This is a genomic window from Plantactinospora sp. CA-290183, from assembly GCF_050936375.1.
In the GTDB taxonomy this organism is placed as follows: Bacteria; Actinomycetota; Actinomycetes; order Mycobacteriales; family Micromonosporaceae; genus Plantactinospora.
On record NZ_JBNJMX010000007.1, the window covers coordinates 102,669 to 121,793 of the forward strand.

The following is a 19,125-nucleotide window of genomic DNA, read 5'->3' on the forward strand; positions in this document are numbered from 1 at the left end:
TCCCTGATCACGGCGATCAAGGTTGGAGGACGCCCCGTCAGGGGAGCAGGTCCGGGGATCGGCTCGCCACCACCTCGCCGATCAGTGCGCGCGCGGCCGGCATCGCCATCGCCGGCAGCTCGCGGCCGTCGCGCAGCCGCAGCGCCACCTGCCCGGCCGCCACCTCCCGGGCCCCGAGCACCGCCACGTACGGCACCCGGCGCTGGGCGGCCGCCCGTACCCTCGACCCCAGCGACCCCTGGCACACCAGATCCGCGCGCAGCCCGGCGCCCACGCAGTCCCGGCGGAACGCCTCGGCCGCCTCGACCTGCTCCGGGCCGAGCGGCAGCACCGCCACCTGCACCGGGGCGTACCAGGCCGGGAAGGCTCCCTCGTGCACCTCGATCAGGTACGCGAACAGCCGCTCCATGCTGCCGACCAGGCTGCGGTGCACCATCACCGGCCGACTCCGCCCGCCACGGCTGTCGACGTACGACAGGTCGAACCGCTCCGGTTTGTCGAAGTCGAGCTGGATGGTGGAGAGGGTCGACTCCCGGCCCGCCGGGTCCCGGATCTGGATGTCGATCTTCGGTCCGTAGAACGCCGCCTCCCCGGCCGCCTCGACGTACGGCAGTCCGGCGAGCGCGTCCCGGAGCAGGTTCTCCGCCCGCTGCCACATGCCGTCGTCGCCGACGTACTTCTCGGCCGGCCCGCGCAGCGAGAGCCGGAACCCGGTCGGGCGTACGCCCAGCGCCGCGTGCGCCGCGCGGATCAGGTCGAGGATCGCGCCGACCTCCGCGCCGACCTGCTCCGGAGCGCAGAAGTTGTGCGCGTCGTTGAGCGAGATCGCCCGGACCCGGCTCAGCCCGCCGAGCACCCCGGAACGCTCCGGCCGGTACATCCCGCCCAGCTCGCCGATCCGCAGCGGCAGCTCCCGGTAGGAGCGGCCCCGGGACCGGTAGACGAGGGCGTGGTGCGGGCAGAGCGCCGGGCGGAGCACGAACTCGTCGTCCGCGGAGAGCCGCAGCACCGGGAACATGTCGTCGGCGAAGTAGCCGAGGTGCCCGGAGAGTTCGAACAGCTCCCGCTTGCCCAACGGTGGCGAGTAGACGTGCTGGTAGCCGGCCCGGCGTTCCAGCTCCCGGACGTACTCCTCGACGGCGTGCCGGGCCGCGGCGCCGGCCGGCAGCCAGATCGGCAGGCCCGCGCCGGACAGCGGGTCCGGGTGGAACAGCTCCAGCTCGCGACCCAACCTGCGGTGGTCGACCATGTCACTCTCCTTGCTCGGGTACGGCGGTCCCGCCCGCCCGCCGTGGGTGCCTGCCCACGGCGGTCGGGACCTCCCCGGCGCGACCGACGACCCGGAGCACAACGAAGCCCCGGGGCGGATCGCCCCGGGGCCTGTCGACGGAAGATCGCGTCAGCGCGGCACGCCGGGGTGTCCCGGCGTCGTCGTCTTCCTGCCAGCGCTGCGCATGGCCGCCACGCTACGGCCCGTCGGGCCGACCCGCAGCCGGATTTCTCGCCGCCGCCCTCGGCTGGGGTGAGCCGGCTGGGGGCAGAGGGGGCCCTTCCTATACAAAAAGCGATAACACGGGGCCCTTCCTTACACCTCAGCGGAGTCGGGTGATGGTCACCTCGACGCCCTGCCCGGTGTTCGCCGGGCCGGCGTAGACGCCCTTCAGTGGCGGCACGTCGCCGTACTCCCGGCCACGGCCGACCACGACGTGCCGTTCGCCGACCGGCACCGCGTTGGTCGGGTCGTACGCGGTCCACCGGCCGACCCACCACTCCACCCAGGCGTGGCTCTGCCCCACGACGCCGTCCCCGATCGCCGCGTCCGGGGTGGGGTGCAGGTAGCCGGAGACGTACCGGGCCGGGATGCCGATGCTGCGCAGCAGTCCGACCACCAGGTGGCTGAAGTCCTGGCAGACCCCCTCGCGCTGCCGCCAGGCCTGTACGGCGTCGGTCTGCACCCCGGTGGCACCGGAGGCGTAGGTGAGCTCGTCGCGGACCCGTTCGCAGAGCGCCATCGCGGCGGCGTGCGGGGTGGGGTGCGCGGCGCGGACCGACTCGGCCAGCTCGGTCAGCTCCTCGTCGATGGCGGTACGCGGGGTCGGCAGCAGCAGTTCGTACCAGCGGTCCCGGTCCTGCGGTGCCCGCAGCTCGGCCCAGCTCGCTCCGCCGTTCGGCGGCAGTTGGTCGCCCGGCGGCAGGGTCTCCACCGTCGCGGTCGCGGTGACGGTCAACGATTCGTGTGGCGTGTGTACGTCGAAGGCGGTGACCAGGGTGCCCCAGTAGTCCTCGTATCGGTAGGTCCGGGCGGGTGGCCACACCTCCACCCGGGTGTCCAGCACCGCCTGGCGGGCGTCGTTGACCGGCGACATCCGCGCCTCGTTGTAGGAGGAGGCGACCGCGCCGGCGTAGGTGAACCCGGTCTGGTGCCTGATCTTCAACCGCCAGCTCGCCACCGTCATCGGAGCGCTCCTCTCACGCCACCGCCTCCGGTAGCCAGGCGACCGCCGAGGTCTGCCGGAAGTACCGGCGGGAGATCGCGTCGTTGACCTGGGAGCAGGTGCCCTCCAGACCGGCCAGTACGGTCGCCAGGTCGCCGATCAGCTCGTCGGCGGCCCGGAACTCCAGGCCGGTACGGGCCCGGCCGATGATCCGCTGCGCCTCGGTGGAAACTCCGGCGCGGCCGGGGCGCCCCGGCCCACCGGACGGCTCCAGTTCGGCGAGACACGTCTCGGCCCGGGAGAGCGCGGCGAAGACGGAACGCGGGAAGAGCCGGTCGAGGAGCAGGAACTCGGCGGCGTGCCGGTCGTCGAGCGAGCCCCGGTACGTGCGCAGGAACGTCTCCCAGGCGCCGCAGGCGCGCAGCAGCGTCAGCCAGGACGGGATGCTCCCGCCGGCGCGTACGTGCGTGGAGAGCAGCCGGGAGGTCATGTCCACCCGTTCGACGCTGCGGCCGAGCACGAGGAAGAGCCAGCCCTCGTCCCGGCTCATGGTGGCGTCGGTCAGTCCGCTCATCACCGCGCAGCGTTCCCGGACCCAGCGGAAGAAGGAGTGCACGCCGTGCTGCTCCACCCGGCGCTGGGCGCCGCGCAGGCCGTGCCAGGTCGAGTTGAGGCACTCCCACATGTCGGCGGAGACGGTTTCCCGGGCGCCCCGGGCGTTCTCCCGGGCGGCGGCCAGGGCGCCGACGACGGAGCTGGGGCTGGTCTCGTCCAGGCCGAGCACCCCGACCACCCGGGCGGCGGTGATCGGCTGGTCCAGCGGCTCGACGCCCATCACCCCGAGCAGCGACCGGCAGGCGGTCGCCTCGTCGACCCAGGGGTCGGCGAGCATCCGGTGCAGGTGTACGTCGAGGATCCGGGCGGTGTCCTCGGCCCGCTCGACGTACCGGCCGATCCAGTAGAGCGATTCGGCGATCCGGCTCAGCATGCCCGCCTCCGGTGGTCGCGCCCCTCGTCCTCGCCGCCGCCGGGGGTCACCGGTGGCCGGCCCGGTCGGGCGGCCTGCTGCTGCTGTCGTTGCTGCATCGCGACCAGCGCGGAGTCGGGGCCGGGATCGGGGCTGCGCGGCGCGGGGACCAGCGGCGGCGCCGCCGCCTCCGGGGCGTCCGGCTCCGCGCCGGTCGTGAGGTCCACGGGTACGGCCGCGGAGGGCGCCTCGGCGAGCACCCAGGTGTCCTTGGAGCCGCCGCCCTGGCTGGAGTTGACCACGAGCGCCCCCTCCGGCAGCGCCACCCGGGTCAGCCCGCCCGGCAGTACCGAGACCCGTTGGCCGTCGTTGACCGCGAAGGGCCGCAGGTCCACGTGGCGGGCGCGGAGCCGGTTGCCGACCAGGGTGGGCACCATCGAGAGCGCGACCTCGCGCTGGGCGATCCAGCCGCGCGGGTCGGCCGTGATCTGCCGGCGCAGTTCGGCCAGTTCCTCGTCGCCAGCCTTTGAGCCGATGACGATCCCCGCTCCGCCGGAGCCGTCGACGGGTTTCAGCACCAGCTGGTCCAGCCGGTCCAGCACGTGGTCGAGCACGTCCGGGTCCTCCAGCCGGTACGTCTCCACGTTCGGCAGGATCGGTTCCTCGTCGAGGTAGTAGCGGACCAGTTCCGGCACGTACGTGTAGAGGAGCTTGTCGTCGGCGACCCCGTTGCCGACCGCGTTCGCGATGGTGACCCGGCCGCAGCGGGCGGCGTTCAGCAGTCCGGCGACGCCGATCACCGAGTCGGCCCGGAAGTGCACCGGGTCGAGGAAGTCGTCGTCGATCCGGCGGTAGATCACGTCCACCCGCTGTTCGCCGGCCGTGGTCCGCATGGCGACGTCGTTACCCACACAGACCAGGTCCCGACCCTCGACCAGCTCGACGCCCATCTCGCGGGCCAGCAGGGCGTGCTCGAAGTAGGCGGAGTTGTGCACGCCCGGGGTCAGCACCACCACCGTGGGGTCGGCGGTTCCGGCCGGGGCCGCGGCGCGCAGGGCCCGCAACAACTGCCCGGGGTACGACTCGACGGGCTGGATGCGGGTGGCGGCGAAGACCTCGGGCAGTACGTGCGCCATGGCGCGGCGGTTCTCCATGACGTAGCTGACCCCGGAGGGCACCCGGACGTTGTCCTCCAGCACCCGGAACCGGCCCTGCTCGTCGCGGATCAGGTCGACCCCGGCGACGTGGATGCGTACGCCGTTGTGCGGGTTGATCCCGGCGGCCTCGCGGTGGAAGTGTGCGCTGGTCACCACCACCCGGCGGGGTACGACGCCGTCGGCGAGCACCTGTCCGGCGCCGTAGATGTCGGCGAGGAACGCCTCCAGGGTGCGTACCCGCTGGGCGACGCCGGCCTCGACGGCCCGCCACTCGTGGGCGGCGATGATCCGGGGCACGATGTCCAGTGGGAACGGTCGCTCCACGCCCTTGAGCGCGAACGTGATGCCCTGGTCGAGGAAGGCCGCGGCCAGCACCTCGGCCCGGATCCCGAGTTCCCCGCTGGACAGTGGTTGCAGGGTCGCGTGCAGTGCCTCGTACGTCTGCCGGGGCATGCCCGGCTCGCCGAACATCTCGTCCCACCCCGGGCCGAGGCGGTAGTCCTCGAACAAGTCCGCCATGGCCTGACGTTACGCCGGTCTCGTTGCGCGCGCGTAACACCAACTCTCCCCGGTGATCGGGGAGTGCGCTTCCCGGCGGTGAGGCCGATACTTCTCGGCAGCGCCTGTAGAGCTGCCCCGTCGATGCGCCCGCCCCGTCCACGCGCCCAGCTCTACAGGCAGGGCGCCCGCCCATGCGATCCGGGGGCGCGGCCTCGACCGCCGCCCGGTCCGCTGAGGCGGGCCGCCGGCACGGGACCTGCCGGCGGCCCTGACGGCGAACCGCCGCACCGCCAGGAACGGGGGACCCGGGGGTACGGTTCGCCCGCCGACAACGGTACGCCGGACGGTGGACTACTGAAGCCCGTGCAGCATCAACTGGCGGGCGGCCTCGGTGATCGAACCGGACAGCGAGGGGTAGATGGTGAAGGTCAGCGCCAGCTGGTCGACGGTCAGGTTGTTCTCCACCGCCATGGTGATCGGCAGGATCAGCTCGCTGGCCTTCGGCGCCACCACCACGCCGCCGATGACCTGACCGGTGGCCGGGCGGCAGAAGAGCTTCACGAAGCCGTCCCGCAGGTCCGCCATCTTCGCTCGGGCGTTGCCGGCCAGCGGCAGCATCACCTGCCGGGCCGGCGTACGGCCGGAGTCCACCTCGTCCTGTGACACCCCGACGGTGGCCAGTTCCGGGTCGGTGAAGACGTTGGCGGCGACGGTACGCAGCCGCAGCGGCGAGACGGCCTCGCCCAGCGCGTGCCACATGGCGATCCTGCCCTGCATGGCGGCCACGCTGGCCAGCGGCAGCACCCCGGTGCAGTCGCCGGCGGCGTAGATGCCCGGCACGTTGGTCCGGGAGACCCGGTCGACCGTGACGTACCCGCCGGGGGCCACCGCGACGCCGTACTCGGTCAGGCCCAGGTCGGCGGTGTTGGGCACCGAACCGACCGCCATCAGGGCGTGTGAGCCGGTGACCAGCCGGCCGTCGGCCAGTTCCACCTCGACGCCGTCCCCGGTGCGCCGGACCGAGTTCGCGCGGGCGTTGTTGAGGATGCTCATGCCCCGGGACCGGAAGACCTGCTCGATCGCCATCGCGGCGTCGGCGTCCTCGTGCGGCATGACCCGGTCCCGGCTGGAGACGAGGGTCACCTCGACCCCCATCGCCAGGTACGCGCTGGCGAACTCGGCACCGGTGACGCCGGAACCGACGACGATCAGCCGCTCCGGCAGCTCGGGCAGGTCGTACACCTGCCGCCAGGTGAGGATCCGTTCGCCGTCGGGGACCGCGCTGGGCAGCACCCGCGGGGTCGCGCCGGTGGCGACCAGCACCGTGCCGGCATCAAGCGAATACTGAGAGTCACCGTCTTCCGGGGTGACCAGCACCCGGTGCGTGTGACCGAGCGTGTCCTCCCCCAGCCGGGCCCGACCCGAGACGAACGTCACTCCCGCCTTGATCAGCTTGGCGTGGATGTCGGCCGACTGGGCCAGGGCCAGCCGCTTCACCCGCCCGTACACGGTGGGGGCGTCGACGGTGATCCCGTCCAGCCCGTCGGAGTGCACGCCGAATTCCTCGGTGTCGCGGTAGCCGGTCATCACGTCCGAACTGGCGATGAAGGTCTTGGAGGGCACGCAGTCGTGCAGGACACAGGCGCCCCCGGCACCCTCGGTGTCGACCACCGTCACGTCGGCGTCCAGCTGCGCGGCGACCAGGGCCGCCTCGTAGCCGGCCGGCCCTCCGCCGATGATCACGATCCCGCTCACAACGCCCGCCCTCTCTCGGTGCTCACAGTCACTTTCTTGCCCAGAACCCGTCCGACACGCACGGTCGTATTCTCCACTACGCCTCCACCGGGCTATCGTCATCGCCGTGCGTCATTACGCCGCGTACGGCTCAAACCTCGATCCTGCCCGGATGCGTGCCTACTGCCCGCACTCGCCGATGGTGGGCACCGGCTGGCTGGAAGGCTGGCGCCTCACCTTCGCCGGTGAGGGCGAGATCGGTTGGGAGGGCGCCGTCACCACCATCGTCGAGTCGCCCGGCGACCGCGTTTTCGTCGCACTCTACGACGTGCACCCGTGGGACGCCGCGCAACTCGACGAGGTCGAGGGTGTGGTGGCCGGCACCTACCGCAAGCTGCATCTGCGGGTCGTCACGCTGGACGGCGAGGTGACCGCCTGGGTGTACGTCTTCGACGGCTACGAGGGCGGGCTGCCGACCGCGTGGTACCTGTCGGAGATCGCCAACGCGGCGGAGAAGGCCGGCGCCCCGGACGACTACGTGGCGGAGTTGCGGGCCCGACCCACCGGCACCGCCTCCACCTGAGCCGCCCCCGTTGGCGGCTACTCCGCGCCGGCCGGTGTCATCGCCAGCCCCCTGAGCAGGGTGCCCAGCAGGGCCGTCAGCTCTGCGCGCTCCGCCGGTTCGAGCACCGTGAACGCCTGCGCCACGATCCGGTCGGTCACCGACTCGGCCCACAGCCGCCGCCGGACCAGCGGCCCGACCGGTGGGTACGGCGGTGACCAGCCGTACGTCACGGCGAGGGACTCGCCCTCCGGGCCGGCGAGGATGATCTCCATGGGGGCCATTCCGGCGGCCCGTACCGCCATCAGGCCGGCGCCGCTGTAGTACTCGAAGAGCAGGTGCAGCAGCACCGCCGCGCGGGCCGCCGGAGCGGCGTCCGCCGGCACCGGCATGGCCCGCCAGGCGGCGAAGAGCGGCATACCGGCGGCGTCGGCGCTGCCCACCACGGGTTCGACCAGTTCGATCAGCCGGCCGACCTGCTTGGTGCCGGCCAGGTAGTCGATCCCCCACCGGCAGCATTCGGCGCGGCTGACCCGGGCCACCTCGCTCGGTGTCGCCACCCGTACGGCGGCCTCCCACCCGTCGGCCACCGCCTCCGGCGCCAGGATGCCGATCGCCGCGGCCACCGTCTCGGTCCGTACGTCGCCGAGCACCGCGCCCCGGCCGGCGACGAAGAACGCCCAGCCGGAGAGTCCCATCTGACGTGCCCGGCGCAGGGTCCGGGGACACTCGACGAACGCGCTGCCCAGCTTCAGCACACTCGGCTTGGCCGCGCCGGCGGCCTGCTCGGGAGTCAACGGAACCGCCTTCCGGTCGCCGATCGCGGCTGCGGTGCCCGCGTTACCCGGTTGAGTGTGCCTCGGGTACCGCCTTTCCGGCAGCCCCTGCCCGCCGTCAGTACCGCCCTTCCCACCCCCGGGACCCCTCCTCGGCGGTCAGGGCGCCTCCTGCGCCGTCAGGGCCTCCACCGCCCCCTCTACCTCGCCGACCCGGCGCCGGGCGGTCACCGCGGCCCGCTCGGCGTCCCGGCGCGCCCGTTTGCGCCGCGCGACCTCGCGGTCGGCGGCGCTCCGCCGTCGCTCCAGTTCGGCCAGCGCCCGCTCCAGCTCGGCCAGCTCCGCGACCCCGTCCCGCTCCGCCGCCGTGGCGCGGGCCAGCTCCTCCTCCGCCCGTTCCTGCCGGGTACGCGCCTCGGTGAGCGCCCGGTCCAGCGAACGGCGCTGCGCGGTCCGGGCCGCCTCGGCGCGCGCGGCCCGTTGCGCCCGGGCCGTCTCCTCGGCGCGGGCCGCCTCCGGCGCCTCGACCTCGACAGCCTCCGGCTCCTCGGCGACCTGAACGCCGTCCGGTCCGCCGGTGATCAACCGCAGTTGCGGCCGGGGCACCTCGCCGAAGCCGGCGTAGGTCGCCGCCCGGATCAGCCGGCCGGAACGCACCTGCTCGGCGATGTCCACGTCGGAGAGCGCCGCGTTCAGCGTCGCCTCCACCTCGGCCATCGGCAGCTTCCCGGCGGCGGCCCCGGGGTCCGCCTCCCGGGCCAGGGCGCGTGCCTGGTCGACCAGGGCCCCCACCACGGCCCGCCGCTGGGCGGAGAGCTCCCGCAGCCGGGGCCCGCGCAGCTCACGCTGCGCGGCGCGGAGCGCGCCCGAGAGTTCCACCAGCTCGGCCATCAGGTCGGGTCGGCGCAGCGCGAGCAGGTTCACCAGCCAGGCCGCCACGGTCGGCCTGCGCAGCTTGGCGATCTCCCGGGCGGTTGCCGCGTCACCGGCCGCCCGGGCCCCGGCGACCGCCTCGGTACGGGCGGCGACGAAGCCGTCCGGTGGCGCCGTGTAGAGCCGTTCGACGAGATCCCGGGGTACGCCCACGCCTGCCATCCTGGCTCTCCCGCCCCGATCAGTCGACGGCGGTCCCCGGTGTGAGGCGGGCGTACTCGCAGTCGACCAGCCGGCCCAGGCTGGTGTTGACGAGGGTGAGCCCCGCCTCGGCGAGCAACCCGTCGTGCAGCGCGTACGCTCGGCGCGGGTTGACCGCGCGGACGAAGTCGACCGACTCGGCGAGCTTGAGCCACGGCCCCGAGACGGGCACGAAGAGGGTGTCCACCTCGGCGTCGGGCGGCACGTCGAACGAGTCGCCCGGGTGGTACACCGAGTCGTTGACCAGGAAGCCCAGGTTCACCACCCGGGGCAGGTCCGGGTGGATCACCGCGTGCCACCCGCCGTACGCCCGGATGTCGAAGCCGGCCGCGCTGAACCGGTCGCCGGAGCGCACCGTCGTCACCACGTCTGCGATCCCGTCCAGTTTGGACGCCACGTCCGGGTGGGTGTGCACGGTCACCGAGGGGCGCCGGGCGAGCGCGTCTGCGAGCGCGTCGACGTCGAGGTGGTCGGGGTGCTCGTGGGTGATCAGCACCGCGTCCACCCCGTCCAGCGCGGCCGGTTCGGTGAGGCTGCCCGGATCGATCACCAGCACCGCCCCGTCGTCCTCGATCCGTACGCAGGCGTGGCCGTGCTTGGTCAGTCGCATCGAGACTCCTCGGCTACCGAATCGTGACGTCCCTGAGCGCAGTCTGCCGGAACCGGGCCGAGTTCGCCGCGCGTCTGACCGAACGCCCCGACCGGGGGCCGGGAGAGCGGAGCGGGACATGAGGAAGCGCGACGGGGGCGTACCCGGGGTCCGGTTGCTGGGCACCCTCGCCCTGCTGGCCGTCCTGGCGCTGAGTGGCTGCGGCAGCGGCCCGGAGAGCGCGTCCACGGGCTCGGCGCCGGCCGAGGCGCCGGCCCACCCTCCGGCCGACGCGCAGGACGCCGCCGGGGCGGGGCCCGTCGCGGGCGAGGCCGTCCCGGGCCAACCGGGGCGGGACCCGGCCGCTCCGCCGGACCTCGGCGTCGGGCAGCGGGCGATCGTCTACACCGGTTCGATCACGGTACGGGTGGCGGACGTGGACGCCGCGGCGGCCAGCGCGTCCGGGATCGTCACCGGCGCGGGCGGCTTCGTCGGCGGTGACAACCGGAGCAGCGACCGGTCCAGCGCCGAGGCGACCCTGCAACTGCGGGTCCCGGCCGAGAGGTTCGCCAGGGTCGTCGACGAAATCGCCGGCCTCGGCCACCCGCAGCGCCGGGAGATCTCCACCGACGACGTCACCGAGGAGACCCTGGATCTCGACGCCCGGATCGCGACCCAGCGGGCCCGGGTGGCGAGCGGGCGACGGCTGCTGGCCGAGGCGAAGACCCTCTCCGAGCTGGTGATGCTGGAGGGCGAGCTGGCCAAGCGGGAGGCCGACCTGGCGTCGCTGGAGGCGAAGAAGCGCCGCCTCGCCGACCTGACGGCGCTCTCCACCATCACCGCGGTACTGCTCGGGCCGGGCGCCCGCGAGCCGGCCGAGGAGTCGGGTGGGGGTTTCCTCGCCGGGTTGACGGATGGCTGGCGGGCGTTGGTCGCCTCGCTGCATGTCCTGCTGACGCTGCTCGGCGCGCTGCTGCCCTGGCTGGTCGCGCTGGGGCTGCCGGCGGCCGGGGTGCTCTGGCTGCTGCGGCGGCGGCGTGAGCGGCGGTCGCTGCCGGCGGCGGCGCCCCGGCAGCGGGTACCCGACCCGGCTGCCGGGACCGCCCCGGCACCGGTTCACCCGCCGACGGGCTGACCGCCCCGGCGCCGGCCGCGACGAGCCGGCCGGCGCGGGCCGGGCGTCAGTCGGCCAGTGCCTTGAGCGCGGTCTGGACGAGGACGCGTACCCCGACCCCGATCGCCCGCTCGTCCACGTCGAAGGTCGCGCGGTGCAGGTCCACGTTGGCCGCCGCCCGCCCCACGCCGAGCCGGGCGAGTGCGCCGGGGACGTGCTCCAGGTACCACGAGAAGTCCTCGCCACCCATGCTCTGCGGCGTCTCCGCGATCCCGGCCGGACCGGCCGCAGCCGCCGTGGCGGCGGTCAGCACCCGGATCGACCGGGCGTCGTTGACCACCGGCGGGCGGCCCCGCAGGTATTCGATGTCGACGGTGGCGCCGGTCGGCGCGATGACGTCCCGGACGACCTGGGCCACGATCTTGGGTGCCTGGTCCCAGGTGTCGCGGTCCAGCACCCGCAGCGTGCCGGCGGCCATCGCCTCGTTCGGGATGACGTTGTACTGGGTGCCCGCCGAGGCCTGCCCGAAGACCAGCAGCAGGCCGCTGTTCGCCGGCACCCGGCGGTTGACCAGCGCCGGCACCTCGGTGACCAGCCGGCCGAGGGCGTCGACCAGGTCCACGGTGAGGTGCGGGCGGGCGGTGTGCCCACCCGGTCCGCTGAGCCGTACGGTGATGTTGTCCGCCGCCGCGGTGATCGGGCCGACCCGGAGGCCGACCTGCCCGACCGGCAGGTTGGGGTCGCAGTGCAGGGCGAAGATCTGGCTAACCTCGTCCAGGCCGCCCGCCTCGATGACCTCCAGCGAACCGCAGGGCAGGATCTCCTCGGCCGGCTGGAAGATCAGCCGTACCCGCCCGGCCAGCTCGCCGCGCTCGGCGAGCCGGGCCAGCAGCAGGCCGACGCCCAGCACGATCGTGGTGTGCACGTCGTGTCCGCAGGCGTGGCAGACCCCGTCCACCGTGGAGCGGTACGCCACGTCCTTGGCATCGGCGAGCGGAAGCGCGTCGAGGTCGGCCCGGAGTGCGACGACGGGTCCGTTCGGGCGGCCGTCGATGTCGCAGATCACCCCGTTGCCCTTCGGCAGCAGCCGGGGCGCGAGACCGGCGACCGCGAGTTCGCGGGCGATCAGCGCGGCGGTGCCGAACTCCTGCCCGGAGAGCTCCGGATGGGCGTGGAGGAACCGACGGGTCGAAATGAGCTCGGGCAGGCGGAAGTTCAGCGCCTGGTCGAGCCCGTGGGGAAGCGGCTCCGCCCCGGGCGCCGGTTCGGACCCCGACGACGCCAGCTGGCTGCCGGTCGGCAGTTGCAACGCACTCGTCACGTCGAATTCTCGATCACTGTGAATGGGATGGGACTCGGACAGCCTAGACCGCCGACGGTGACGCTGCGCAACCTCGTTACGGTAGTGATCGGACAGCACAGCGTCACGAAAGCCCTGGTAGGAGCGTTCAGCGGGGTACGGCGTACCGCTCAATTCGCCGTCCGACCCCGCCATCTGTCCCACACCTCCTACAACGCGTGACGATTTCACCCGTCACGATCACGACTCCGACACCGGCCATACTCGCCCGGATTGCCGCATTTGTTCTGCGACGGTCCATCGAACGGTTGCCAGTTGTCACGCTGAAGGGGTGGCAGCGATCCTCAGGGTGACACCCGAGGTCACGTGCGGTGCGCACAGTTTGTCCGTCCTCGCACCCATTGGACCCGGGCCGCCCCGTCGGCCCGACCTGTCACCCGTCCGAGTCACTGTCCTGGTACCCGAAATTCTCGGCCCCACACCGCCGCCGGGCGCGGCGCACAGGCACAAACCCGACAGTGCGGTCAGAACCGGTCGGTCGGCCGGTACACGCCCCAGATCTCCCGGAGCGCCCCGCAGACCTCGCCCACCGTCGCCCGGGCCCGCAGCGCGTCCCGCATCGGGTAGAGCACGTTCCCGGTGCCGACCGCGGCCGTACGCAGGTCGGCCAGGGCCCGCTCCACGGCCGCGGCGTCCCGGCCGCGCCGCAGCTCGGCCAGCCGCTCGGCCTGGGCCGCCTCGATCGTCGGATCCACCCGCAGCGGCTCGTACGGCTCCTCCTCGTCGACCGCGAACCGGTTGAGCCCGACGACCACCCGTTCCCCGGCGTCGATCTCCTGCGCGATCCGGTACGCCGACGTCTCGATCTCGCGCTTCTGGAACCCCGCCTCGATCGCGTCCACCGCCGAGCCGTACTCGGCGATCCGGGCCATCAGGTCCCGCACCCCGGCCTCGATCTCGTCCGTCATCGACTCCACCACGTACGAGCCGGCGAACGGGTCGACCGTGGCGGTCAGGTCGGTCTCGTACGCCAGCACCTGCTGGGTACGCAGCGCCAGCCGGGCGGCCTTCTCCGTCGGCAGCGCGATCGCCTCGTCGAAGCTGTTCGTGTGCAGCGACTGGGTCCCGCCGAGCACCGCGGCGAGCCCCTGCACGGCGACCCGGACCAGGTTCACCTCGGGCTGCTGCGCGGTGAGCTGCACACCGGCCGTCTGGGTGTGGAAGCGCAGCATCAGCGACTTCGGGTCGCCGGCCCCGAACTCGTCACGCATCAGCGCGGCCCAGATCCGGCGGGCGGCCCGGAACTTGGCCACCTCCTCCAGCAGGGTGGTCCGGGCCACGAAGAAGAACGACAGCCGGGGTGCGAAGTCGTCGACCGCCAGCCCGGCGGCGAGCGCGGCGCGGACGTACTGGATCCCGTTCGCCAGGGTGAAGGCGATCTCCTGCACCGGCGTCGCCCCCGCCTCCGCCATGTGGTAGCCGGAGATGGAGATCGTGTTCCACCTCGGCACCTCCTTGCGGCAGTACGCGAAGGTGTCCGCCACCAGCCGCAGCGACGGCTTCGGCGGGAAGATGTACGTGCCCCGGGCGATGTACTCCTTGAGGATGTCGTTCTGGATGGTTCCGTTGAGCGCGGCACCGCCCACCCCGGCCTCCTCGGCCACGAGCTGGTAGAGCAGCAGCAGCACCGAGCCGGGCGCGTTGATCGTCATCGAGGTCGAGACCCGGTCCAGCGGGATCCCGGCGAAGAGCGTGCGCATGTCCTCGATGGAGTCGATCGCCACCCCCACCTTGCCGACCTCGCCGTGCGCGATGGGGTGGTCCGAGTCGTACCCCATCTGGGTGGGCAGGTCGAAGGCGACGGAGAGCCCCATGGTCCCGGCGGCGAGCAGCTGCTGGTAGCGGGCGTTGGACTCGGCGGCGGTGCCGAAGCCGGCGTACTGCCGCATCGTCCAGGGCCGGGAGGTGTACATCGTCGGGTAGACACCCCGGGTGTACGGGAAGCGTCCCGGCTCACCCAGCCGCTCCGCCAGCTCCCCCGGGACGTCGTCGGCCCGGTAGACGGGCTTGATCGGGAAGCCGGACTCGCTCGGCCGAGGTTCGCTCATGACCGGATGGTAGAACGCGCCCCGGTCCACCGGCCCGGGGACGTCGGTGAGGGGCCGGACACGGCGGGTGCCCCAGATGTGCACGTTGGGCGAAGGATTCGACACGTACGGTCGACTTCTTGGGAACTCCGGCGGGTGCCTTTCCCTTCTGCGGTCCGAACCCGCAATATAGGGGGGTTCTGTCCCATGCCCCTCGATATCTCGGTGGCTTTTCCTGTGACTCAGATCCCGACGTGGAGCGGTGGACCGACCAATCCCACCAACGGACGTGCGGCACCCGGCATCACCATCGGCGGTCGATACTCGCTGCGGGCAGCGGTCGGCCACGGCGGCATGGGCACGGTGTGGCGCGCGGCCGACACCCTGCTGCGCCGCGACGTGGCGGTGAAGGAGGTCGTCCTCCCGCCGGGGCTGGCCCCCAGCGACCGCGACTCGATGTACGAGCGCACGCTGCGCGAGGCCCGCGCCGCCGCGGCCCTGCAGCACCCGGCCGTGGTGCAGGTGTACGACGTCGTGACCGAGGGCGGGCGGCCCTGGATCGTGATGGAACTGCTCGACGCGCGCAGCCTGGCCGACCTGGTGATGCAGGACGGTCCGCTCGCGCCCCGGGCGGTCGCCAAGATCGGCATCGCCCTGCTCGGCGCGCTGGAGGTGGCGCACGCGATCGGGGTGCTGCACCGCGACGTCAAGCCGGCCAACGTGCTGATCTGCTCCGACGGCCGGTGCGTGCTGACCGACTTCGGGGTGGCCCGGATGCCGACCGACGTGCAGCTCACCACCCCGGGCATGGTGCTGGGCTCGCCGCACTTCATCTCGCCGGAGCGGGCGATGGGCCAGGACTTCGGCCCGCCCAGCGACCTCTTCTCGCTCGGTGTGACCCTCTACACCGCCGTCGAGGGCCGGCCGCCGTTCGACAAGGGCGACCCGATCGAGACCATGCACGCCGTGGTGGAGGACCCTCCCCTGCCGCCGGCCCGGTCCGGGGCGCTGACCGGGGTGCTGATGGGCCTGCTGGAGAAGGACCCGGCCCGCCGGCTGGACGTCAACCGGTCCCGGACCATGCTGCGCGAGCTGCTGGCCGGCCCGTTGGCGAGTAACGCCGCCGGGCACCTCATGACGGACCCGTATGCGGTGGTGCCGCCGCAGCGCTCGCCGTGGCAGCAGCCGACGATCACACCGTCGCAGCAGTCGGCGCAGTCCGAGCAGCCGACGGTGGTCCAGCCGGCGACCACGCCGCAGCCGTCCCGGTCGAAACGGCCCCAGCCCGAGCCGAACGGCGAGATCGGTGGCCGGGCGATGCTGGCCCCGGGCGGTCCGGGCGGCACCTGGCCTCACCGGCGCGCCGGGACCGCGGCGGGCGCGCCCCCCCCGGCCGGCACCGGCAGGAACCCGCTGGACGTGCCGACCGGTGCCATGCCCGGTGCCGGCCGGCGCGGCCCGCTGGAGACGCCGACGGGCGCGATGCCGGGGCAGGGCGGCCGGGTGCACGTGGCCAGCGGCGGCGGCATGGGCCGGGCCGTGGGCGGTGCGCGCGGTATCGCCGGCACCCTCGCCGGGACGGTCAAGGGCTGGCCCCGCAGGGTCCAACTCGCCACGGCCGGTGGGCTGGCCGCGGCGGTGCTGCTCGGCATCCTGGTGGTCTCCCTCTCCGGGGGCGACGATCCGGAGGTCGGTAACCCACCCCAGGCCGGCGGCGGACCCGCCGCGGTGGTCCCGGCGGCGTTCCCGACCAAGGCGCACGCCGAGCGCGGCGTCTCGGTCAGCGTCCCGAAGGACTGGAAGAAGGCCTCCGGCGGGCTCTACATCGACTACACCGACCCCCAGGACAGCGGCCGGCGGGTGCGGATCCTGATCGAGGACGTCAGCGACACCGCCAAGCCGATGTCGTTCCTCCGGGTTGCCGGCGACCGCCTGTCGGAGAACACCAAGAGCTGTGTGCAGCCGTACCAGGAGGTCGGGCTGACCGAGACCCAGATGGCCGGCAAGCCGTCGGCCGAGCTGGAGTACACCTGCGGCGAGGGCCCGCAGATGCGGCACGGGGTGTGGCGGGCGGTCGTGCAGGGCGGCAAGGCGTACTCCTTCTACCTGACCACCCCGGACAGCCGGTTCGCGGAGAGCAGGACGATCTTCGACGAGATGGTCCGCACCTTCAAGGTCACCAGCGCGGGCTGAGCGGCGCTTCGGCGGGGCCGGCGGCGGGCCGGATGCCCGGCTCCGCCGGCCGGCGTGCTATCAACGTCCGATGGTGGCAGAAGCTGGCGAACTGGACGACCTGCGCGACCGGGCCCGGGCCTGGATCGACGACGACCCCGACCCCGCGACCCGGGACGAACTCGGGGCACTGCTCGACCGGCTCCCGGTGACCGGGCCGGAGCTGGCCGACCGGTTCGCCGGCCCGCTGACCTTCGGCACCGCCGGGCTGCGCGGGCCGCTGCGGGCCGGCCCCAACGGGATGAACCTGGCCGTGGTCACCCAGGCCGCGGCCGGGCTGGTCGGCTGGCTCGCCGCCCGCGGCGCGGACGGTCCGCTGGTCATCGGGTACGACGCGCGGCACGGCTCCCTGGCCTTCGCCGAGCGGACCGCCCAGGTCGCCACCGGAGCGGGCCGGCCGGCGCTGCTGCTCCCCCGGCCGCTGCCCACCCCGGTGCTCGCGTACGTGGTGCGCGCCCTGGGGGCGGTCGCCGGGGTCATGGTGACGGCCAGCCACAACCCGCCGCAGGACAACGGCTACAAGGTCTACCTGGGGGCCGCCACCGCCGACGCGCGCGGTGCCGGGGCCCAGATCGTGCCCCCGGTCGACGCCGAGATCGAGGCCGCGATCCGGACGGTCGGGCCGGTGATGGCGGTACGGCTCGGCCCGCGCGGCGAGGTGCTCGGCGACGAGGTGACCGCCGGGTACGTCGCGGCGGCGGCCGCCACCATCGCGCCGGACGGCCCGCGCGACCTGACCGTCGCGTACACGCCGCTGCACGGGGTGGGTGCCGCGGTGCTCACCTCGGTCTTCGCCCGCGCCGGGTTCCCGATCCCGGGGGTGGTGCCCGATCAGGCCGAGCCCGATCCGGACTTCCCGACCGTGTCGTTTCCCAACCCGGAGGAGCCGGGGGCGACCGACCGGCTGGTCGCGCTGGCCCGGCAGACCGGCGCCGACCTGGCGATCGCCAACGACCCGGACGCCGACCGGTGCGCCGTGGCGGTCCCCGACCCGGTACGCGGCTGGCGGATGCTGCACGGCGACGAGGTGGGGGTGCTGCTCGCCGACCACCTGATCCGGCAGGGCCGGCCGGGGCTCTACGCCACCACGATCGTCTCCTCGTCCCTGCTCCGGGCCCTCTGCGCGGCGCGCGGCCGGCCGTACGCGGAGACGCTGACCGGGTTCAAGTGGATCGTCCGGGCCGAGGCCGGCGACGCCGAGCTGGCGTACGGCTACGAGGAGGCGCTCGGCTACTGCGTCGCCCCGGAGCAGGTACGCGACAAGGACGGCATCACCGCCGCGCTGACCTTCGCCGAACTGGCCGCCGCGCTCAAGGCGCAGGGGCGGACCGTGGCCGACCGGCTGGACGAGCTGGCCGCCGAGTTCGGCGTCTACCGGACCGACCAGCTCTCCGTCCGGGTCGACGACCTCAGCGAGATCGCCGTCACGATGACGCACATCCGGACCAGGACCCCGAGCACCCTGCTGGACGAGCCGGTGACCTCGGTGCGCGACCTCGCCCCGACCGCCGACGTGCTGATCCTGCGTACCGCGTCGGCCCGGGTGGTGATCCGGCCCTCCGGCACCGAACCCAAGCTGAAGGCGTACCTGGAGGTGGTGGAACCGGTCGTCGAGGGCGACGTGGCCGCGGCCCGGGAGCGCGCCTCGGCCTCGGTGCGGGCGCTGCGCACCGAGACGGCGGCGGCGCTCGGGATCTGGTAGGTCGCCTCCGCGACCGACGGCGGGCGCCCGGGTCAGGTCCGGGTGCCCAGGGCGGTCTCGATGGCCCGGGAGAGCGCCGAGATCACCAGCGCCACCGACGGCCGGATGGTGGACTCCTCCAGGCCGCCGCCGTCGGCGAACCCGGCGCTGCGGGCGATCTCCATCAGCCGGTTGCGGGCGTCCTCGGCCGCCGGACCGGTCAACCCGAGACTCGGCCGCACCCGGATCGCCGCCATCACCGCGGCCAGCGCCGCGGTCCGCTCGTCGGGCTCCCGCTCGCCGGTCAGCGCGTCGACCAGCCGGCCCCGGATCTCCGCCTCGACCGACGGGTCGAGCACCGGATAGCGGTGGACGTGAATGAAGTCCAGCCTGGTCTCGTCGACGTCGCTGATCACGCCACGGCCGCAGAGGTCGGCGAGGATCCGGTCACGCAGCCCGTGCCGCAGCCGCTGCACCCAGGAGGCCGGCGTGTGCGGGGTGTCCGCCGCCATCTTGGCCAGCACGGTGTCGGCGATCGGGTCGCCGGTCGGCGTGGGGTCGGTGACCACGAGCGAGCCGTCGGAGAAGGCGACCCGGCCGGCGAGCGCCAGGTCGACCAGTACGGCGGCGGCCATACCCAGGTCGAGGCCGATTCGGGAACCGGTCGCCTTGCCGGACTTATCGTCGTAGCCGAGCAGCAGCAGCTCCTCGGCCAACCCAACAGCAGTCATGGCCCGAGACGCTAGCCGGTCCGCGCCGGCCGCGCATGCGTCCCGGCCGGGGGTGTCCCCAAGGTGTCGCGCCGGCCCGCCCGCCACGCCGAACGGGCTGGGCGAAACCACCCCGGGAACGCGCC

15 protein-coding genes are annotated in these 19,125 nt (G+C 73.6%); 4 read left to right on the forward strand and 11 right to left on the reverse strand.

All coding sequences use genetic code 11. The features are described 5' to 3' along the window. Positions 1-37 precede the first annotated feature (37 nt). The 5 genes from thrS to ACQEUR_RS15090 all read right to left on the reverse strand — a co-directional run bounded on the left by thrS (position 38) and on the right by ACQEUR_RS15090 (position 6,815). Positions 38-1,249, reverse strand: a complete 1,212-nt coding sequence (gene thrS, locus ACQEUR_RS15070) for a threonine--tRNA ligase (protein WP_433030664.1) — start codon at positions 1,247-1,249, stop codon at positions 38-40. A 343-nt stretch (positions 1,250-1,592) separates the two neighbouring features. Beyond that, a complete protein-coding gene (locus ACQEUR_RS15075; RefSeq protein WP_433030667.1) occupies positions 1,593-2,456 on the reverse strand; it encodes a transglutaminase family protein in 864 nt (287 codons plus the stop codon). Between the two features lie 13 nt (positions 2,457-2,469). Next, positions 2,470-3,423, reverse strand: a complete 954-nt coding sequence (locus ACQEUR_RS15080) for an alpha-E domain-containing protein (RefSeq protein ID WP_433030669.1) — start codon at positions 3,421-3,423, stop codon at positions 2,470-2,472. Further along, on the reverse strand, positions 3,417-5,078 hold the full coding sequence (locus ACQEUR_RS15085; RefSeq protein ID WP_433030672.1) for a circularly permuted type 2 ATP-grasp protein: 1,662 nt from the start codon (positions 5,076-5,078) through the stop codon (positions 3,417-3,419). Before ACQEUR_RS15085 ends, ACQEUR_RS15080 begins: the two co-directional genes overlap by 7 nt. 333 nt (positions 5,079-5,411) lie before the next feature. Continuing rightward, on the reverse strand, positions 5,412-6,815 hold the full coding sequence (locus ACQEUR_RS15090; RefSeq protein WP_433030675.1) for an NAD(P)H-quinone dehydrogenase: 1,404 nt from the start codon (positions 6,813-6,815) through the stop codon (positions 5,412-5,414). Positions 6,816-6,921: 106 nt separating this feature from the next. On the opposite strand from ACQEUR_RS15090, the gene ACQEUR_RS15095 reads away from it, so the two are divergent. After that, complete coding sequence (locus ACQEUR_RS15095; protein ID WP_433030678.1) at positions 6,922-7,377, forward strand: gamma-glutamylcyclotransferase; 456 nt, start codon at positions 6,922-6,924, stop codon at positions 7,375-7,377. A gap of 17 nt (positions 7,378-7,394) precedes the next feature. Here ACQEUR_RS15095 and ACQEUR_RS15100 read toward each other — a convergent pair whose 3' ends face one another. The 3 genes from ACQEUR_RS15100 to ACQEUR_RS15110 all read right to left on the reverse strand — a co-directional run bounded on the left by ACQEUR_RS15100 (position 7,395) and on the right by ACQEUR_RS15110 (position 9,876). Continuing rightward, positions 7,395-8,153, reverse strand: coding sequence for an SCO6745 family protein (locus ACQEUR_RS15100; RefSeq protein ID WP_433030681.1), 759 nt, complete (start codon positions 8,151-8,153; stop codon positions 7,395-7,397). 138 nt (positions 8,154-8,291) lie between these two features. Beyond that, positions 8,292-9,218 (reverse strand): hypothetical protein, encoded by a 927-nt coding sequence (locus ACQEUR_RS15105; RefSeq protein WP_433030684.1) that lies wholly within the window; start codon positions 9,216-9,218, stop codon positions 8,292-8,294. Positions 9,219-9,246: 28 nt separating this feature from the next. Beyond that, the gene (locus tag ACQEUR_RS15110; protein WP_433030687.1) at positions 9,247-9,876 is read right to left on the reverse strand and encodes an MBL fold metallo-hydrolase; all 630 of its coding nucleotides are present in this window, start codon (positions 9,874-9,876) and stop codon (positions 9,247-9,249) included. Between the two features lie 118 nt (positions 9,877-9,994). Here ACQEUR_RS15110 and ACQEUR_RS15115 point away from each other — a divergent pair, with 118 nt between their 5' ends. Beyond that, positions 9,995-10,990, forward strand: a complete 996-nt coding sequence (locus ACQEUR_RS15115; protein ID WP_433030690.1) for a DUF4349 domain-containing protein — start codon at positions 9,995-9,997, stop codon at positions 10,988-10,990. A gap of 46 nt (positions 10,991-11,036) precedes the next feature. Here the strand turns inward: ACQEUR_RS15115 and ACQEUR_RS15120 are convergent, their stop codons facing one another. Together ACQEUR_RS15120 and ACQEUR_RS15125 are read right to left on the reverse strand one after the other, a co-directional pair. After that, positions 11,037-12,290, reverse strand: a complete 1,254-nt coding sequence (locus ACQEUR_RS15120) for an amidohydrolase (protein WP_433030693.1) — start codon at positions 12,288-12,290, stop codon at positions 11,037-11,039. Positions 12,291-12,793: 503 nt separating this feature from the next. Next, the gene (locus tag ACQEUR_RS15125; RefSeq protein ID WP_433030696.1) at positions 12,794-14,377 is read right to left on the reverse strand and encodes an acyl-CoA mutase large subunit family protein; all 1,584 of its coding nucleotides are present in this window, start codon (positions 14,375-14,377) and stop codon (positions 12,794-12,796) included. A 216-nt stretch (positions 14,378-14,593) separates the two neighbouring features. Between ACQEUR_RS15125 and ACQEUR_RS15130 the strand changes: the two genes are divergently transcribed. Together ACQEUR_RS15130 and ACQEUR_RS15135 are read left to right on the forward strand one after the other, a co-directional pair. Then, positions 14,594-16,549 carry a protein kinase domain-containing protein gene (locus ACQEUR_RS15130; protein ID WP_433030698.1) on the forward strand — a complete coding sequence of 652 codons (1,956 nt, stop codon included), beginning with the start codon at positions 14,594-14,596 and terminating at the stop codon, positions 16,547-16,549. Positions 16,550-16,619: 70 nt separating this feature from the next. Next, entirely contained in the window at positions 16,620-18,290 is a 1,671-nt protein-coding gene (locus tag ACQEUR_RS15135) for a phospho-sugar mutase (RefSeq protein WP_433030701.1), read from the forward strand. A 32-nt stretch (positions 18,291-18,322) separates the two neighbouring features. Here ACQEUR_RS15135 and ACQEUR_RS15140 read toward each other — a convergent pair whose 3' ends face one another. Continuing rightward, positions 18,323-19,000 carry a GOLPH3/VPS74 family protein gene (locus tag ACQEUR_RS15140; RefSeq protein WP_433030704.1) on the reverse strand — a complete coding sequence of 226 codons (678 nt, stop codon included), beginning with the start codon at positions 18,998-19,000 and terminating at the stop codon, positions 18,323-18,325. Positions 19,001-19,125 lie beyond the last annotated feature (125 nt).

Coding starts and splice junctions, on each gene's coding strand:
- thrS (WP_433030664.1), bottom strand. CDS start 1,249: ATGGTCGACCACCGCAGGTTGGGTCGCGAGCTGGAGCTGTTCCACCCG.
- ACQEUR_RS15075 (WP_433030667.1), bottom strand. CDS start 2,456: ATGACGGTGGCGAGCTGGCGGTTGAAGATCAGGCACCAGACCGGGTTC.
- ACQEUR_RS15080 (WP_433030669.1), bottom strand. CDS start 3,423: ATGCTGAGCCGGATCGCCGAATCGCTCTACTGGATCGGCCGGTACGTC.
- ACQEUR_RS15085 (WP_433030672.1), bottom strand. CDS start 5,078: ATGGCGGACTTGTTCGAGGACTACCGCCTCGGCCCGGGGTGGGACGAG.
- ACQEUR_RS15110 (WP_433030687.1), bottom strand. CDS start 9,876: ATGCGACTGACCAAGCACGGCCACGCCTGCGTACGGATCGAGGACGAC.
- ACQEUR_RS15115 (WP_433030690.1), top strand. CDS start 9,995: ATGAGGAAGCGCGACGGGGGCGTACCCGGGGTCCGGTTGCTGGGCACC.
- ACQEUR_RS15125 (WP_433030696.1), bottom strand. CDS start 14,377: ATGAGCGAACCTCGGCCGAGCGAGTCCGGCTTCCCGATCAAGCCCGTC.
- ACQEUR_RS15135 (WP_433030701.1), top strand. CDS start 16,620: ATGGTGGCAGAAGCTGGCGAACTGGACGACCTGCGCGACCGGGCCCGG.
- ACQEUR_RS15140 (WP_433030704.1), bottom strand. CDS start 19,000: ATGACTGCTGTTGGGTTGGCCGAGGAGCTGCTGCTGCTCGGCTACGAC.